15 protein-coding genes and 1 pseudogene are annotated in these 15,643 nt (G+C 70.1%); 9 read left to right on the plus strand and 7 right to left on the minus strand.

All coding sequences use genetic code 11. From position 1 onward, the window contains the following. Positions 1 to 10 precede the first annotated feature (10 nt). The 4 genes from MKD50_RS25070 to MKD50_RS25085 all read left to right on the plus strand — a co-directional run bounded on the left by MKD50_RS25070 (position 11) and on the right by MKD50_RS25085 (position 6,024). The gene (locus MKD50_RS25070; RefSeq protein ID WP_115699248.1) at positions 11 to 850 is read left to right on the plus strand and encodes a DUF4198 domain-containing protein; all 840 of its coding nucleotides are present in this window, start codon (positions 11 to 13) and stop codon (positions 848 to 850) included. Between the two features lie 11 nt (positions 851 to 861). After that, a complete protein-coding gene (locus MKD50_RS25075) occupies positions 862 to 1,869 on the plus strand; it encodes an FAD:protein FMN transferase (RefSeq protein ID WP_371925394.1) in 1,008 nt (335 codons plus the stop codon). Continuing rightward, positions 1,866 to 3,464 (plus strand): sulfite reductase subunit alpha, encoded by a 1,599-nt coding sequence (locus MKD50_RS25080; protein ID WP_252669154.1) that lies wholly within the window; start codon positions 1,866 to 1,868, stop codon positions 3,462 to 3,464. Before MKD50_RS25075 ends, MKD50_RS25080 begins: the two co-directional genes overlap by 4 nt. Positions 3,465 to 3,585: 121 nt before the next feature. Then, positions 3,586 to 6,024: a penicillin acylase family protein gene (locus MKD50_RS25085; RefSeq protein ID WP_252669155.1), complete on the plus strand. Its 2,439-nt coding sequence runs from the start codon at positions 3,586 to 3,588 to the stop codon at positions 6,022 to 6,024. A gap of 99 nt (positions 6,025 to 6,123) precedes the next feature. Here the strand turns inward: MKD50_RS25085 and MKD50_RS25090 are convergent, their stop codons facing one another. Next, complete coding sequence (locus MKD50_RS25090; protein ID WP_252669156.1) at positions 6,124 to 6,801, minus strand: type 1 glutamine amidotransferase domain-containing protein; 678 nt, start codon at positions 6,799 to 6,801, stop codon at positions 6,124 to 6,126. Positions 6,802 to 6,897: 96 nt separating this feature from the next. Here MKD50_RS25090 and MKD50_RS25095 point away from each other — a divergent pair, with 96 nt between their 5' ends. Then, positions 6,898 to 7,872 (plus strand): LysR family transcriptional regulator, encoded by a 975-nt coding sequence (locus tag MKD50_RS25095; protein WP_252669157.1) that lies wholly within the window; start codon positions 6,898 to 6,900, stop codon positions 7,870 to 7,872. Here MKD50_RS25095 and MKD50_RS25100 read toward each other — a convergent pair. Together MKD50_RS25100 and MKD50_RS25105 are read right to left on the minus strand one after the other, a co-directional pair. Then, positions 7,859 to 8,551, minus strand: a complete 693-nt coding sequence (locus MKD50_RS25100) for an SDR family NAD(P)-dependent oxidoreductase (RefSeq protein WP_252669158.1) — start codon at positions 8,549 to 8,551, stop codon at positions 7,859 to 7,861. The genes MKD50_RS25095 and MKD50_RS25100 overlap by 14 nt on opposite strands. Before the next feature lie 174 nt (positions 8,552 to 8,725). Beyond that, a complete protein-coding gene (locus MKD50_RS25105) occupies positions 8,726 to 9,676 on the minus strand; it encodes a LysR family transcriptional regulator (protein WP_252669160.1) in 951 nt (316 codons plus the stop codon). Positions 9,677 to 9,890: 214 nt separating this feature from the next. Between MKD50_RS25105 and MKD50_RS25110 the strand changes: the two genes are divergently transcribed. From MKD50_RS25110 to MKD50_RS25125, 4 genes are all read left to right on the plus strand, one after another. Beyond that, positions 9,891 to 10,838, plus strand: coding sequence for a hydroxymethylglutaryl-CoA lyase (locus MKD50_RS25110; protein ID WP_252669162.1), 948 nt, complete (start codon positions 9,891 to 9,893; stop codon positions 10,836 to 10,838). Between the two features lie 8 nt (positions 10,839 to 10,846). Continuing rightward, positions 10,847 to 12,010 (plus strand): CaiB/BaiF CoA transferase family protein, encoded by a 1,164-nt coding sequence (locus tag MKD50_RS25115; protein WP_115699240.1) that lies wholly within the window; start codon positions 10,847 to 10,849, stop codon positions 12,008 to 12,010. A gap of 62 nt (positions 12,011 to 12,072) precedes the next feature. Continuing rightward, positions 12,073 to 13,062: a Bug family tripartite tricarboxylate transporter substrate binding protein gene (locus tag MKD50_RS25120; RefSeq protein WP_240071280.1), complete on the plus strand. Its 990-nt coding sequence runs from the start codon at positions 12,073 to 12,075 to the stop codon at positions 13,060 to 13,062. Positions 13,063 to 13,139: 77 nt separating this feature from the next. After that, positions 13,140 to 13,520, plus strand: coding sequence for a DUF427 domain-containing protein (locus MKD50_RS25125; protein ID WP_240071279.1), 381 nt, complete (start codon positions 13,140 to 13,142; stop codon positions 13,518 to 13,520). On the opposite strand, the gene MKD50_RS25130 is transcribed toward MKD50_RS25125, so the two are convergent. The 4 genes and pseudogenes from MKD50_RS25130 to MKD50_RS25145 all read right to left on the minus strand — a co-directional run. Beyond that, complete coding sequence (locus tag MKD50_RS25130; protein ID WP_115681982.1) at positions 13,517 to 13,867, minus strand: hypothetical protein; 351 nt, start codon at positions 13,865 to 13,867, stop codon at positions 13,517 to 13,519. The two genes, MKD50_RS25125 and MKD50_RS25130, sit on opposite strands and share 4 nt — an antisense overlap. Before the next feature lie 5 nt (positions 13,868 to 13,872). Continuing rightward, a complete protein-coding gene (locus MKD50_RS25135) occupies positions 13,873 to 14,292 on the minus strand; it encodes a cupin domain-containing protein (RefSeq protein WP_252669164.1) in 420 nt (139 codons plus the stop codon). Between the two features lie 102 nt (positions 14,293 to 14,394). Next, positions 14,395 to 15,213: a GntR family transcriptional regulator gene (locus MKD50_RS25140; protein WP_256503870.1), complete on the minus strand. Its 819-nt coding sequence runs from the start codon at positions 15,211 to 15,213 to the stop codon at positions 14,395 to 14,397. 90 nt (positions 15,214 to 15,303) lie between these two features. Further along, a pseudogene (locus MKD50_RS25145) lies at positions 15,304 to 15,643 on the minus strand (allantoinase); the annotation flags it as partial.

A 15,643-nucleotide genomic window follows, 5' to 3' on the forward strand; every position in this document is an offset into this window, starting at 1 on the left:
GAGCCCGACCATGAAACCTTCCCTGATGTCCGCCGCATCTTCCCGCCTGGCGCTGCGCGCCGCTGTCCTGGCGCTGGCCGCGCTCGCGCCGCTGGCCGCGCACGCGCATCGCCAGTGGCTGCTGCCGTCGGCCACCGTGCTGTCCGGCAGCGATCCGTGGGTGACCGTCGACGCCGCGGTCTCGAACGACCTGTTCTACTTCGAGCACGTGCCGATGCGGCTCGACAACCTGCAGGTGACCGCCCCCGACGGCAGCGCGGTCAAGGCCCAGAACGCAGCCACCGGAAAGTACCGCAGCACCTTCGACCTGCACCTGACCCAGCCGGGCACGTATCGCGTGGCGGTGGTCAACAACGGCCTGTTCGCCAGCTACAAGGTCGACGGCCAGCCCAAGCGCTGGCGCGGCAGCGCCGAAAACTTCGCCAGGGAAATCCCGGCCAACGCGCAGGACCTGCAGGTCACGCAGGCCGAAGGCCGCATCGAATCCTTCGTTACCGCCGGCAAGCCCAGCGACAAGGGCCTGCGCACCGTCGGCCGCGGCCTGGAGCTGGCGCCGATCACGCACCCGAACGATCTGGTCGCCGGCGACACCGCCAGCTTCCGCCTGCTGCTCGACGGCAAGCCCGCCAGCAACCTGAAGGTGGCGGTGGTGCCGGGCGGCATCCGCTACCGCGACCAGCTGCAGGAATTCAGCGCCACCACCGACGCCGATGGCAAGTTCAGCGTCAAGTGGCCGGCCGCGGGCATGTACTGGATGGAAGCCGAGGTCAAGGACGACAAGACCACCTTCAAGCAGGCCAGGTCGCGCCGCGCCGTCTATGCGGTGACGGTGGAAGTGCTGCCGCAATAAGGTTGCACGGCGTGAACCGCGTGCTGGTACCCGTTGCGCTGAGCGCGCCGCCCGAGCCGCCGCTCGCCGATGCGCGCCTGCAGCGCTGGGGCGGGCCCACCATGGGCACGAGCTGGTCGGTGGCGGCGCTGCTGCCGCCGGACGCGGATGCCGGCGCCATCGCCGCCGGCATCCGGGCCGTGCTCGAGCGCGTGATCGCGCAGATGAGCAACTGGGAAGCGGATTCCGACCTGGGCCGGTTCAACCGCGCACCGCCGGGAAGCTGGCACGCCTTGCCGGCAGATTGCTTCGCGGTGCTGCAGGCCGCGCTGCAGGTGGCGCGTGACAGCGGCGGCGCCTATGACCCGAGCGCGGGGCCGCTGGTCGACCTGTGGGGCTTCGGTCCGGCCCCGGCGCGCCATGCGCCGCCGTCGCCAGACGACGTGCAGGCCGCGCGCAGCCGCTGCGGCTGGGCCCGCATCGAAACCGATGCCGCGGGCCGGCGCGCCCGCCAGCCGGGCGGCGTGGCGCTGGACTTTGGCGCCATCGCCAAGGGCTTCGCCGTCGACGCGGTGGCGCGCTACCTGTGCGAACAGGGCGTGGAGCACCACCTGACCGAGATCGGCGGCGAACTGCGCGGCCATGGCGTCAAGCCCGATGGCATGCCGTGGTGGGTCGCGCTGGAAGCGCCGCCGGGGCCGGGCAGCGATGCCGCGCAACAAACGCTGGTGGCGCTGCACGGGCTGTCGGTAGCCACCTCCGGCGACTACCGCCGCTATTTCGACAGCGATGGCCGCCGCTTTGCCCATACCATCGATCCGCGCACCGGCTATCCGGCCAGCCATGCGCTAGCCTCGGTCACGGTGATCCACGCGCAGTGCATGCTGGCCGATGCGCTGTCCACCGCGCTGACGGTGCTGGGCCCCGACGCCGGCATGGCGCACGCGCGCCGCCACGGTATTGCCGCGCGCTTCCTGGTGCGCACCGCGGACGGTTTTCTCGAACATCTTTCGCCGGCCTTTGCCGCGATGCTGGCATGAGCGGCAGCACTGTGTCGTCCGCCATCGCTGGTACTGGCTGGCTGGCCGTGGCCGGCGGCGTGGCGTTGTCCGTGCTCGGGCCATCGCGCATGGCCATGGCCGCCGGCGTGGTCGCCGCGTACGCCGGGTTCTGCGGCGCGGTGGTGGCGCATCACCGCCAGCGTCGCGCCGGGGTGGCGGCGCTGGCAGGCACGGACGCCGGCGCGACGCTGGTGGTCTATGCCAGCCAGACCGGGTTTGCCGAACAGCTGGCGCTGCAGACCGCCACTGCGCTGCAGGGCGCGGGCCTGCCGGTGCAGCTGCTGTCGCTGGCCGAGGTCGATGGCCGGCGCCTGCAAGCGTGCCGTCAGGCGTTGTTCGTGGTCAGCACCACCGGCGAGGGCGACGCACCCGACAGCGCGTCGGGCTTCGCCCGGCGCCTGCTGGCGGGAGCCGATGGCCTGCACCGGCTGCGCTACGGCATCCTTGCGCTTGGCGACAGCAGCTACGCGCGCTTCTGCGCCTTCGGCCATGCGCTGGAGGGCTGGCTGCGGCGCCAGCGCGCGCAGCCGCTGTTCGACCTGATCGAAGTCGACAACGGCGACGCCGGCGCGCTGCGCCACTGGCAGAACCACCTGTCGGCACTGAGCGGCGGCGCCGAGATCGCCGACTGGGAACGTCCGCGCTATCAGCACTGGCGGCTGGCGCAGCGCCATCACCTGAACCCCGGCAGCCAGGGCGCGCCGGCCTTCCATCTGGTGCTGGCGCCGCCGGACGGCGCGGCGCCGAACTGGCAGGCCGGCGACATTGCCGAGATCGGCCCGTGCCACGCGCCGGCCGAAGTCGAGCGGCTGCTGGCGCAGCTTGGCCTGGACGGCGCCACCCCGGTGCGCTGCGATGGCGCCGACACTACCCTGGCCGTGGCCATGTCCACGCGCATGCCGCTGCCCGCGCCGCACCTTGCCGCGATGCAGGGCGTCGCGCCGCAACCGCTGGTCGATGCGCTGGCGCCGCTGCCGCATCGCGAATATTCGATCGCCTCGCTGCCGCGCGACGGCCGGCTCGAGTTGCTGGTGCGCCAGACCCGCCACGACGATGGCCGCCTCGGCCTGGCCTCGGGCTGGCTGACCGAGCACGCCGCGCCGGGCAGCCGCATCGCGCTGCGCATCCGCGCCAATCGCGGTTTCCATCCGCCGGCGGACGCGCGGCCGTTGATCCTGGTCGGCAACGGCACCGGGCTGGCCGGGCTGCGGGCCCAGCTCAAGGCCCGCGCCGCGGCCGGCCGGCGGCGCAACTGGCTGCTGTTCGGCGAGCGCTCGGCGCGGCATGACGCCTTCTTTGCCGGGGAACTGATCGGCTGGCTGGCGGACGGCACGCTGGCGCGTGCAGATCACGCCTGGTCGCGCGACGGCGGCGGGCCGCGCTACGTGCAGGACGCGCTGCGCCTGCAGGCGGATGGCGTGCGGCAATGGGTGGCCGACGGCGCGGCCATCTATGTCTGCGGCAGCCTGCAGGGCATGGCCGGCGGCGTCCATGACGCGCTCGCCGGCATCCTGGGCGCGGACGTGTTGCACCGCCTGGCCGACGACGGCCGCTACCGGCGCGACGTCTACTGAGCCCGAGGCGCGCCACGCGGCGTGCGGAGATCGGCCGCGGCGCTCGCGCCGCGGCCGGCCATGCACTATCTTCGGTGTGAACTGCAAGACATCTGCAGCCATCACAACACGAGGAGACCCGATGTTACGCACCCCCCGCCGCCTGGCCGCTGCGCTGGCCCTGCTCGCCGCCGCCCTTCCTGCCGCTATCCCGGCCGCCATGGCCGAAGCGCCCGCCCGCCAGCAGACCTTTGCCGTGCCCGGCCTGGAAAAACCCGCCAGCGTGCTGGTCGATCGCTGGGGCGTGCCGCATATCTATGCCGGCACGCTGTACGACGCCTTCTATGCGCAGGGCTTCATGGCCGCGCGTGACCGCCTGTGGCAGATCGACCTGTGGCGCAAGCGCGGGCTCGGCGAGATGGCCAAAGACTTCGGTCCGGCCTATGCCGATGGCGACCGCATGGCGCGCGCGGTGCTGTTCCGCGGCGACATGTACCGCGAATGGCTGGCCTATGGCAGCGACGCCAAGCGCGTGGCCGAGGCCTTTGTCGCCGGGGTGAACGCCTACGTTGCGCTGACCGAGCAGAAGCCCGAGCTGCTGCCGCCGGAATTCCGCAAGCTCAACTACAAGCCGGCGCGCTGGCAGGCCGAAGACATCGTGCGCATCCGCCACCACGGCCTGACGCTGAACTTCACCGGCGAGGTCGATCGCGCCCGCCTCTACTGCGAGGCCAAGACCCATGCCGCGCGCGCCGACTGGCTGCGCCGCGAGCTGGACCCGCAGGTCGAACCCGGGCTCAACCCCGGCATCGACCCCTGCACCGTGCCCGCGGCCGAACTGCGCCGCGCCTACGAACTGGCCACCGCCGCCGCGCGCTTCCCGAAGGAAGCCTGGGGCGACGCCCGGGCCGCCGGCATCCCGCTGGACCAACTCTACGCCGTGGTCGATGCCAACAGCGATACCGGCCGCAGCCTGGGCTCGAACAACTGGGTCATCGGCGGCAAGCGCACCAACACCGGCCGCCCGATCCTGGCCAACGACCCGCACCGCTCGCACGGCGCGCCCAGCCTGCGCTACATCAGCCACCTGAATGCGCCCGGGATGTCGGTGATCGGCGCCGGCGAGCCGTTCCTGCCGGGCATCTCGATCGGCCACAACGGCACCATTGCCTTTGGCCTGACGCGCTTCTACATGGACCAGGAAGACCTGTACGGCTACGAGCTGAACCCGGCCAACCCGCGCGAGTACAAGTACAAGGGCCGCTGGGAGCCGATGGAGACCATCACCGAAGAGATCGCGGTCAAGGGCGAGCCCGCGCCGCGCAAGGTCACGCTCGACTTCACCCGCCACGGCCCGGTGCTGGTGTCCGGATCCGGGTACGCCTGGGCGCTGCGCGCCGCGTGGCTGGACCACGGCATGGCGCCGTACTTCGGTTCGATGGACTACATGCGCGCGCGCAACTGGGACCAGTTCCGCGCCGCCATGAACCGCTGGGGCGCGCCTGGCGAGAACCAGGTCTATGCCGACACCGGCGGCAATATCGGCTGGATCCCGGGCGGGCTGACCGTCAAGCGTCCCAACTGGGACGGCCTGACGCCGGTGGCCGGCGACGGCCGCTATGAATGGGCCGGCTATCGCAACATGGACGAGCTGCCGTGGGCCTATAACCCCGCGCCCGGCTATATCGTCACCGCCAATGAAAACAACATCCCGCCCGAGCACCCGGCCGCCAAGCTGGGCGTGGGCTATGAATGGAGCGACAGCTCGCGCGCGCGCCGGCTGAAGGCGGTGGTCGGCGCCAATCCGCGCAGCTCGGTGCAGGATTCGATGGCGTGGCAGAACGACACCGTGTCGCTGCCGGCCCAGCGCGTGGTCGCACTGCTGCAGGAGGTGCGCAGCGATGACCCGCAGCTGGCCCGCGGCCTTGAATTGCTGCGTGGCTGGAACGGCAACGAGCGCGCCGACAGCGCCGCCGCGGCGCTGTTCGAGGTCTGGTTCAGCAAGCATCTGCGCCAGGCCGTGGTGCGCGCCGCGCTGCCGCCCGAAGCCGCACGCCTGGTCGGCGCCGGCGATGCCGCGCGCGTGGTGGCGGTGCTGGAGCAGCCCGGGCCATGGATGCCGCCGGAGCGCCGCAACGCGGTGATGCTCGAATCGCTGAAGGCCGCCATGGCCGAGGTCGAAGCCAAGCTCGGCCCGGACCCGCGCGCCTGGCAATGGGGCAAGCTCCACACCGCCGTGTTCACGCATCCGATGGACCCGATCCTGAGCGATGCCGAACGCCAGCAGTTCAACGTCAATGCGGGCCCGATCGGCGGTTCGGCCTTCACGCCGATGAACACCAGCTACCGCAACACCGATTTCCGGCTGACCGCCGGCGCGTCGTTCCGCATGGTGCTGGACGTCGGCAACTGGGATGCCTCGCGCGTGATCAACACGCCGGGGCAGTCGGGCAATCCCGCCAGCCCGCATTACCGCGACCTCGCGCCGCTGTGGGCCAAGGGCGAGTATTTCCCGCTGGTCTATACGCGCAAGGCGGTGGAGAAGGCGAGCCGGGAGAGGGTGGAGCTGGTGCCGCAGTGATTCTCTAGCTTCGTAACTCCCGCTGGTGTACTCCCTCTCCCGCGTGCGGGAGAGGGAGCAAACCGGCAGCGGATCGAACGCCGCGATTCGCCGTAGGCCTTACTTCAACAACCTCAACACCGCCTCGGCCCCCGCCTCCGACGACGCCGGGTTCTGCCCCGTCACCAGCCGCCCGGCCACCGCCACGTGGCTGGCCCAGTCCTCCCCGCGCGTAAACCGCCCGCCGCTGGCCTTGAGCACATCCTCCACCAGAAACGGCACCACCTCGGTCAGCTGCACCGCCGCTTCCTCGCTGTTGGTAAAGCCGGTGACTTCCTTGCCCTTGACCAGCGGTTGCCCGTCCGCGCCCTTGACGTGCCGCAGCACACCCGGTGCATGGCACACGGCGCCCACCGGCTTGCCGAGCCGGTCGAACTGCTCGATCAGCGCGATCGAACGCTTGTCTTCAGCCAGGTCCCACAGCGGGCCATGGCCGCCGGGATAGAACACCGCGTCGAAGTCGTCGGCCTTCACCTGGTCCAGCGTCAGCGTGCTGGCCAGTGCCTGCTGCGCGGCGGTGTCGGCGCGGAAGCGGCGGGTCGCATCGGTCTGCGCATCCGGATCGTCGCTCTTGGGATCGATCGGCGGCTGGCCGCCCTTGGGCGAGGCCAGCGTCAGGTCAACGCCTGCGTCCTTGAAGACGTAGTATGGCGCGGCGAATTCCTCCAGCCAGAAGCCGGTCTTCTTGCCCGTATTGCCAAGCTGGTCGTGCGAGGTCAGCACCATCAGGATTTTCATGTTGGTTCTCCGGTTTGCGTCCACGGTCGGCCGGGCAGCCCCGGCATTGGCAACATCCTACGCAGCTGGCTATGATTCGAAAACGTCGAATCTTCGATGCCTGCCATCCAAAAAATGAATATCGCCGGCAAGGACCTGAACCTGCTCTACGTCTTCCATGTGCTGTACCAGGAAGGCAACGCCTCGCGCGCGGCGGCGCGCATGGCGCTGAGCCAGCCGGCGCTGAGCCACAAGCTGAACCGGCTGCGCGACGAACTGGGCGACCCGCTGTTCGTGCGCGCGCCGCGCGGCCTGACGCCGACGCCGCGCGCGCATGCGCTGGCGCCGCAGGTGCAGCGGCTGGTGGCGGACCTGGATGCGTTCTACGACGCCTGCGACGGCCGCGATTTCCTGGCACGCAGCGAGGCCGTCCACATCTACACCACCGACTACATGGAGCAGCTGCTGCTGCCGGCGCTGTTGCCGCGGCTGCGCCGCGACGCGCCGGGGGTGGTGCTGGTCACGCACAACACGCGCGGCGAGCTGCCGCGCGAGGAACTGGAGAAGGGCACCTGCGACCTGGCGATCGCCGGCTTCTATGAGAACCTGCCCGACACCTTCCACCAGCAGCGGCTGGGCAGCGAGGATTTCGTGGTGCTGGCCTCGCGCACCAATCGACGCATCGCGAATGGCCTGGACCTGGACGCGTTCCTGGCGTGCGAGCACCTGCTGACCACGCTGACCGGCGATCTCAACGGCGTGGTGGATCGCGCGCTGGCGCGGCTGGGACACCGGCGCACGGTGGTGGCGGGTTTGTCGAGCTTCCTGGCGCCGAGCCGGCTGGTGCGCGGTTCGGCGCTGTTGCTGACCTGCCTGCGCTCGGTCGCGCAGGAAGCGGTGGCGCGCGATCCCGACCTGGTGATGCTGCCGGTGCCGTTCGCGCTGCCGCGGGTCGACATGATGCAGATCTGGCACGCGCGCACCGATGCTGACCGGCTGCGGCGCTGGCTGCGCCAGCAGATCCAGGAAGCGGCCAGCGCCATCGGCGCGGCCGCGCCCGCGGCGCGCCGGCCGCGCGTCAGGCGCGGTTGACCACCGGTACCAGCGCGCCGTGCACGGCGCGTGCCGCGTCCGACGCCAGGAACACGATCACGTCGGCCAGCGCGTCCAGGCCGACCCAGCGGGAGCTGTCTGCATCCGGCATGGCCTGGCGGTTCTCGGGCGTGTCGAGGATGCTGGGCAGCACCGCGTTGACGCGGATGCCCTGGTCGCGCAGTTCGGCCGCCATCGATTCGGTGACGCGCGCCAGCGCATCCTTCGAGGCGCAGTAGGCGCCCATCTGCGCCAGCCCGCGCGCCGCCGAATTGGCGCCGACGTTGACGATGGCGCCGCCGCCCGCGGACAGCATGTGCGGCACCACCGCGCGCGCCATGTTCAGCACCGTGCCCACGTTCATGTCGAACAGGCGGTTCCAGTCGGCGGGGCTGGTCTCGTGGATGCCCGTGCCCATCGCAAAACCACCGGCCAGATTGCACACCACGTCGATGCGCCCGCACGCCTGCACGGCGTCGCCGATGGCCTTGGCCAGGCTGTCCGCATCGAGCAGGTCGGCCTGCAGCGCCAGGTGGCCGCTGCCGGCTTCCGGCAATGGTGCGTCGTGACGGTCCAGCAGCACCACGCGCGCGCCGGCCTGTGCAAAGGCGTGCGCGACCGCGCGCCCAAGGTTGCCGCGTGCGCCGGTGACCAGTACGTTCTTGCCGTTGAAGTTCATTTGCGTGCTCCTGCGCCGTGGCGGCGCGCATTGTCGTGATCAGGCTTCGCCCCGGCCTTTACCATCGTGGCCGGCAGCAAAAAACGCAAGCCAGTCTACGCAACGGCACGCAACATAAGCTTGCGAAAACGCCTCGGGCTAACCCTCGAAACGCACAGGAAGTTGCGCGGCGACTTACCGCCTGCGCCGTGCCCGGGCCGGGGCAGGCACGGCGCCCGCCGCTTCCTTCGCCGCGGCGTCTTCCAGGAACTGCACCAGCAACTGCGCCGCGGGCGACAGCAGTGCGAAGTCGCGGCAGCAGATCGCAAAGCGCCGGCGTGCCCAGTCGTCGCGCAGCGGAATCACGTGCAGGCCGAAGGCCGTGGCAATCAGCGTGGCGATCTCGGCCGGGATGATGACGATGCCGAGTTCGGCGCGCACGCAGCGCAGCGCGGCGTCGAAAGTGGACACCACCGCGCGATGCGCCAGGCGGCGGCCCAGGATCGCGGCATAGCGCGTCAGCATGATCTGCACCGCGGTCTGCGCCGGCATGGCGATCTGGTCGTAGTCCAGCGTGTCTTCGAACCGGCAGCTGTCCGCGCGCGCCAGCGGGTGCCCGGGATAGACCACGGCGGCGAGGTGATCGGCGCGGTACGGGCGCGTCTGGAAGCCTTCCAGGTCGGCCGCGTCCCAGCAGATGCCCAGCGGCGCCGTGCCGTCGCGCAGCGCGCGCACCACTTCGCTGCTCAGGCTCTCCTCGATGGTCACGCGCACGTCTCGGTGCGCTGGCAACCGCATGAAGGCGGCGATGTCGTCCGGCAGTGATTCCGCCATGATCGACACCGTGGCGAGCAGGCGCACCTGCCCGCGCACGCCGGAGCCGTAGTCAACCATGTCGCGCGTCACGCGGTCGGCCGCCGCCAGCATGGCGCGCGCATGACCCAGCACGATCTCGCCGGCGGGGGTGGGGATGACACCGCGGCGGCGGCGTTCCAGCAGCGTAGCGCCAACGGTCTCTTCCAGTTGCGCCAGCCGCTTGCTGATGGCGGAAGCGACGATGTGTTCCTGTTCGCCCGCGCGCGCCATGTTGCGGGTTTCGCAGACGGCGACGAACAGGCGCAGCGTGGTGAGGTCGAGGTCTCGCATGACGGGGGCGACTTGGTTTCCGGATTGGAATGCTACGCCGCCTGGACGCGCGATGACATCGCATCCGGGAAATCCCGGAGCGTGACAGAGGTCACGGGAGGACTTTCCGTTTCGGCATGTCTGGATGCGTAAACCATCGCTTCAGCTTGCCGGCAGAAACTCATAGAGTTGTCCCGTCGCCCCCGCACAGACGCCTCACCAGTCCCCGAGAACCATGACCCATTCCTTGCCCAGCCAGGCCGTGATCCGCGAAGTCGGACTGCGCGACGGCCTGCAAAGCATCCGCACCATCCTGCCTACCGCCCGCAAGCTCGCCTGGATCCGCGGCGCGCACGCCGCCGGCCTGTGCGAGCTGGAAGTCGGCTCGTTCGTCCCCGCCCGCCTGCTGCCGCAACTGGCCGATACCGCCGAGCTGGTCGCGTTCGCGCGCACGCTGCCGGGCCTGTTCACCTCGGTGCTGGTGCCCAACCTGCGCGGCGCGCAGGACGCGCTCGACAGCGGCGCCGATTTGATGATCGTGCCGCTGTCGGCCAGCCATGCCCACAGCCTGGCCAACCTGCGCAAGACGCCGGATGAAGTCGTTGCCGAAGTGGCGCGCATCCGCGCCGCGCGCGATGCCAGCGGCGCGAAGACGCTGATCGAAGGCGGCGTCGGCACCGCATTCGGCTGCACCCTGCAGGGCCATGTCGATGCCGACGAAGTGCTGCGGCTGATGCAGGCGCTGCTCGATGCCGGCGCCGACCGCGTCAGCCTGGCCGATACCGTCGGCTATGCCGATCCGCGCATGGTGCGCGAGCTGTTCGCGCGTGCCGTCGCTATCGCCGGCGAGCGCTTCTGGTGCGGCCATTTCCACGACACGCGCGGGCTCGGGCTGGCCAATGTCTGTGCCGCGCTCGAAGCCGGCGTGACCCGCTTCGACGCCTGCCTGGCCGGCATCGGCGGCTGCCCACATGCGCCCGGTGCCAGCGGCAACGTGGCCACCGAAGACCTGGCCTACCTGCTCGGCAGCATGCGCATCGGCACCGGCATCGATATCGGGCGCCTGCTGGCGCTGCGTGAAGACATGGCCGGCTGGCTGCCCGACGAGACCCTGCACGGCACGCTGTGGCGCGCCGGCCTGCCCAAGACCTACGCGGCCCGCCCCGCGGCCATCGCTGCCTGAGACAAGAGATGACCCAAGACAACAGCAACTCCCTGCCGCTCGCCGGCGTGCGCGTGGTCGAATTCACGCACATGGTGATGGGCCCCACCTGCGGCATGATCCTGGCCGACCTGGGCGCCGAAGTGATCAAGATCGAACCGCCCGGCGGGGACAAGACCCGCACCCTGCCTGGGCTGGGCATCGGCTTCTTCCGCGCCTTCAACCGCAACAAGAAGAGCGTGGTGCTCGACATCACCACCGACGCAGGCCGCGCCGCCGCGGCGGAACTGGCGGGCCAGAGCGACATCCTGCTGGAAAACTTCCGTCCCGGCCTGATGCAGAAGCTCGGGCTGGACTACGCCACGTTGTCGCGCGACTACCCGCACCTGATCTACGTGTCGCACAAGGGCTTCCTGCCCGGCCCGTACGAGCACCGGCTGGCGCTCGATGAAGTGGTGCAGATGATGGGCGGCCTGTCTTACATGACCGGCCCGAGCGGCCGGCCGCTGCGCGCCGGGACCTCGGTCAACGACATCATGGGCGGCATGTTTGGCGCCATCGGCGTGCTGGCCGCGCTGCGCGAGCGCGATCGCACGGGCAAGGGGCAGGAGATCCAGAGCGCGCTGTTCGAGAACTGCGTGTTCCTGGCCTCGCAGCACATGCAGCAATACGCGATGACCGGCGAGCCGCCGCCGCCGATGCCATCGCGCGTGTCGGCGTGGAGCGTGTATGACGTGTTCACGCTGGCACAGGACGAGCAGCTCTTTATCGGCGCGGTCAGCGACAAGCAGTTCGTCACGCTGTGCCACGTGCTGCAGCATCCGGAACTGGTCGACAAGCCGGAGTACGCCAGCAACACCTCGCGCGTGGCCGTGCGCCCGCAACTGCTGGCAGAACTGGGTGCGATCCTGCGCCACCATCGCTGCGCGGAACTGGCGCCGAAGCTCGAAGCCGCAGGGATTCCCTATGCACCGATCGTGCGCCCGGACCAACTGCTCGACGATCCGCACCTGCTCGCCAGCGGCGGGCTGGTGCCGATGCAGGCAGACGACGGCTCGACCACACCCACCGTGCTGCTGCCGCTGCTGATGGGGGGGCGCCGCCCGGGTGTGCGCAGCCCGCTGCCCCGCGCCGGCGAGCACAACGAAGAAATCCTGGCGCGGCTCGGCACGGAACGCCGCGCAAGCGCCTGAGAGGTATGCCGCGGCACAGCGGCACCCGCCACGCCCTACGATAACGATTACGGAGACAAAGCATGCAACGTCGCACCCTGCTCAAGTCCGCGCTGGCGCTCCCCGCCATGCTCGCTGTCACCCTCGCCGTCCCCGGCCTCGAAGCGCTGGCCCAGGGCGGATCGGGCAAGCCCGTGCGCCTGATCCTGCCGATCAGCGCCGGCTCCGGCGTCGACAACATCGCGCGCGCGGCCGGCCCGGCGCTGGGCAAGGCCTTCGGCCAGCCGGTGGTGATCGAGAACCTGCCAGGGGCCGGCGGCATCACCGGCGCCGCCGCGGTGGTCAAGGCGCAGCCCGACGGCAGCACGTTGGGGCTGGTGTCGAACAACCACGTGATCAACCCGAGCGTGTTCCGCACCATGCCGTTCGACGCGATCCGGGACGTGACCCCGATCAGCGTGCTCGGCACCACGCCGCTGGTGCTGGTGGTCAATCCCAAGGTGCCGGCGAAGAACGTGAAGGAACTGGTGGCGCTGCTCAAGGCCAGGCCCGACAGCTACAACTACGCCTCGTCGGGCAACGGCACCATCATCCACCTGGCGGGCGAGATGTTCCTGGACGAGGCCGGCGTGACGGCACGTCACGTGCCGTACAAGGGCACCGGTCCGATGGTCAACGACCTGCTGGCCGGACAGGTGGAAATGGGCGTGGTCGCGCTCAACGCAGTGGCGCCGCACCTGAAGGCGGGCACGCTGCGCGCCATCGGCCTGTGCGGCGACAAGCGCAGCGCCGCCGCGCCGGACATTGCCACCATCGCCGAACAGGGCCTGCCGCGCTACAACGTCGCCGGCTGGTTCGCGGTCATCGGCCCTGCCGGCATGCCGGCGGCCGAAGTCAAACGCACGCACGATGCCTTTGCCAAGGCCTTCACGTCTCCCGAAGTGCTGGAAGCGATGAAGAAGCAGGGCACGGTGATCGAGCCCGGCACGCCCGAGGCCGCCGCCGCCTTCTTCCGCAGCGAAGCCGCACGCTACGCCGCGCTGGTGAAGAAGGCCAACGTCAAGGTCGAATAGGCCGGCGACCACACCCGCGGCACATTGACCGGCAAGCGCCTAGAATGTCCTGCATCCCGCCATGCAGGAGCACGATCATGCCAGGCAAGCCCGTCAGGATCCCCGGCCCCGACCATCCCATCACCATCACGCCGACCGCCGGCAGGGTGGTGGTCAAGGTGGCCGGCATCACGATTGCCGACAGCGATGCCGCGCTGACCCTGCAGGAGGCGGCCTATGCGCCGGTGCAGTACATCCCGCGCGCGCACGTCGACATGGCGCGGCTCGAGCGCAGCGCGCATGCCACCTACTGCCCGTACAAGGGCGACTGCAGCTACTTCTCCATTCCGTGCGGCGGCGAGCGCGGGCGCAATGCGGTCTGGAGCTATGAGGCGCCGTATGCCGCCGTTGCCGCCATCGGCGCGTACCTGGCGTTCTATCCGGACCGTGTCGACAGCATTGAAATCATCGGACCCTAGGTTTCGAGCGCCGCATCGATCATCGCCGCGGCCAGGCCGATCACCAGCGCGATGGCCGAGGCGATAAAGCAGCGCACCGTCTTGCGATACTCCGGCACTGCATCGTCCTCGACGCGCAGCGCGCGGAACAGCGCGACGATCTGCAGCACCACCGCGGCCAGCAGCGCCACCGCCGCCAGCAGCGAGCGCCAGTCCCATTCGCCCGGGCTTTCGAAGCCCCAGAAGCGCCAGAATCCCAGCGAGAAGCCCAGCAGCACGGTGATCGCGGTGATGATGCCCTGGCGATAGCCGGTGGGCACCACTTGCGGGGCCGGCTTGGAGGGTGCCGCTGGCTCGGGCGCGGTCATGGGCTTCAGGCCGGCGGAACCGGCATCTGCACCACGGCGAGCGTGGCGTCGGCGGGGCCGACCACCTTGCTGGCGTGGCCCTTGCCGGTGGTGTCTTCGAGCAGCAGTGCGCTGCCTGTCGGCAGCGCGCGGCGTTCGCCATCGCTCGCCTCGAATTCCATCGCGCCACCCAGCACGAAGATCCACATGCGCAGTGGCGACGGATGGGGCTCGCCGACCCAGCCAGCGGGCACGACCAGGAAGCCTTGCCGGGCGGCTTCCTGCAGCGGCGATACCCAGAACGCGCGCGCAGGCGGCGCGAACAGGCGCTCGGTGACGGCAACGGCAAGCGGCGCGAAGTGCGATTCGCCGGCCGCATCCGCATACAGCCGCGCGAACGCCAGCGGCGCCCGCCCGGTGGTGGCGGGCGGCTCGATGGTGGCCATGATGGACCTCCCTGCGGCGCATTGGCGCGCCGCCTCGTCATGCAGCCAGTCTAGGCTGCCGGACGCGGAGTGCAATGCCGGCCCGGGCCTGCGTGGTCCGCTTCAGCCCTTGCTGAAGATGCTGTAGAAGTCCGGCGCGCCGCTGTCCGGCATGCTCAGGTCGAGCGAGCCTTCGATGTGTTCCAGGTGTTCCGCCATCAGCGCGCTGGCGCGCGCGGCATCGCGCTGCTCGATGGCATCGATCAACTGCCGGTGCTCGTGCTCGGCGCAGGCGGGGGCGCCGGGGCGATCGTACAGCGTGATGATCAGGCAGGTCAGCGACACCATCTCGCGGATCAGCTTTTCCAGGATGGCGTTGCCGGCCATCTCGGCCAGCAGGATATGGAACTCGCCCGACAGGCGGATCATCGCCGCGCGGTCGCCGCGCGCGCGCGCGTTGTCTTCTTCCATGGCATGGCGGCGCAGGCTGCGCACCTTGGCCGGCGTGGCGCGTTGTGCGAGTTCGGCGGCCAGTGCGGGCTCGACCACGCGGCGCGCCTGGAACACCTCGCGCGCCTGGTCCACGCTGGGGCTGGAGACAAAGGCGCCGCGGTTGGGCACCAGCGTTACCAGCTTCTCGTGCGCCAGGCGCGCAAACACCTGGCGGATGCGCGCCCGGCTGGCCCCGGTCACTTCGCACAGCCGTTCCTCGACCAGCTTGGTGCCCGCCAGCAGGCGGTGTTCCATGATGGCGTAGAGCAGGCTCAGGTAGATCGCCTCGGTGGCCGAAGCCTCGCTGGCGGCGCCTTCCTGGCCGGTCTCGTCGTCCGGGGCGGCATTGGCTGCGGCTTTGGGCACGGTTTTGGGGGCGGCCCTGGTGGCCGCCCGGCGCGGGGCTTTGGCGGCGGCGCCGGGCGCCGCCTTTTTCGGTGTGGTTGCCATATCAGGGTACGGACATTCAGCCTGTCGCCGCAACTGGCGACGAAACACGGCTATATCGTACACAACTATGGCGACAGCGACGGCGCGGGGTCAGGCCGGGGCGGTTTCCCTGCATGCAGCGCGCGCTCCGGCAGCGGCGTCGCCCGCCTGGAACGGATGCGCCTGCGCCCAGTGCCGGGCGATATCGACACGGCGGCAGATCCAGACCTGGTCGTGTCCCTGCACGTAGTCGAGGAAGCGCTGCAGGGCGCGGAAGCGGCCCGGGCGGCCAAGCAGGCGGCAGTGCATGCCGATCGACAGCATCTTGGGGCTGTCCTGTCCCGCGGGATCGCCTTCTTCATACAGCACGTCGAACGCATCCTTCAGGTACTGGAAGAACTGTTCGCCGGTATTGAAGCCTTGCGGCGTGGCGAAGCGCATGTCGTTCGAA

It is taken from the genome of Cupriavidus mimosae (genome assembly GCF_023952485.1).
Lineage (GTDB): Bacteria > Pseudomonadota > Gammaproteobacteria > Burkholderiales > Burkholderiaceae > Cupriavidus > Cupriavidus taiwanensis_C.

What these genes read in the sequence shown, in the direction of transcription:
- MKD50_RS25070 (WP_115699248.1), top strand. Translation starts at nt 11, where the DNA reads ATGAAACCTTCCCTGATGTCCGCCGCATCTTCCCGCCTGGCGCTGCGC.
- MKD50_RS25130 (WP_115681982.1), bottom strand. Translation starts at nt 13,867, where the DNA reads ATGACCGCGCCCGAGCCAGCGGCACCCTCCAAGCCGGCCCCGCAAGTG.
- MKD50_RS25115 (WP_115699240.1), top strand. Translation starts at nt 10,847, where the DNA reads ATGACCCAAGACAACAGCAACTCCCTGCCGCTCGCCGGCGTGCGCGTG.
- MKD50_RS25120 (WP_240071280.1), top strand. Translation starts at nt 12,073, where the DNA reads ATGCAACGTCGCACCCTGCTCAAGTCCGCGCTGGCGCTCCCCGCCATG.
- MKD50_RS25095 (WP_252669157.1), top strand. Translation starts at nt 6,898, where the DNA reads ATGCCTGCCATCCAAAAAATGAATATCGCCGGCAAGGACCTGAACCTG.
- MKD50_RS25135 (WP_252669164.1), bottom strand. Translation starts at nt 14,292, where the DNA reads ATGGCCACCATCGAGCCGCCCGCCACCACCGGGCGGGCGCCGCTGGCG.
- MKD50_RS25085 (WP_252669155.1), top strand. Translation starts at nt 3,586, where the DNA reads ATGTTACGCACCCCCCGCCGCCTGGCCGCTGCGCTGGCCCTGCTCGCC.
- MKD50_RS25140 (WP_256503870.1), bottom strand. Translation starts at nt 15,213, where the DNA reads ATGGCAACCACACCGAAAAAGGCGGCGCCCGGCGCCGCCGCCAAAGCC.
- MKD50_RS25105 (WP_252669160.1), bottom strand. Translation starts at nt 9,676, where the DNA reads ATGCGAGACCTCGACCTCACCACGCTGCGCCTGTTCGTCGCCGTCTGC.
- MKD50_RS25110 (WP_252669162.1), top strand. Translation starts at nt 9,891, where the DNA reads ATGACCCATTCCTTGCCCAGCCAGGCCGTGATCCGCGAAGTCGGACTG.
- MKD50_RS25090 (WP_252669156.1), bottom strand. Translation starts at nt 6,801, where the DNA reads ATGAAAATCCTGATGGTGCTGACCTCGCACGACCAGCTTGGCAATACG.
- MKD50_RS25100 (WP_252669158.1), bottom strand. Translation starts at nt 8,551, where the DNA reads ATGAACTTCAACGGCAAGAACGTACTGGTCACCGGCGCACGCGGCAAC.
- MKD50_RS25125 (WP_240071279.1), top strand. Translation starts at nt 13,140, where the DNA reads ATGCCAGGCAAGCCCGTCAGGATCCCCGGCCCCGACCATCCCATCACC.
- MKD50_RS25080 (WP_252669154.1), top strand. Translation starts at nt 1,866, where the DNA reads ATGAGCGGCAGCACTGTGTCGTCCGCCATCGCTGGTACTGGCTGGCTG.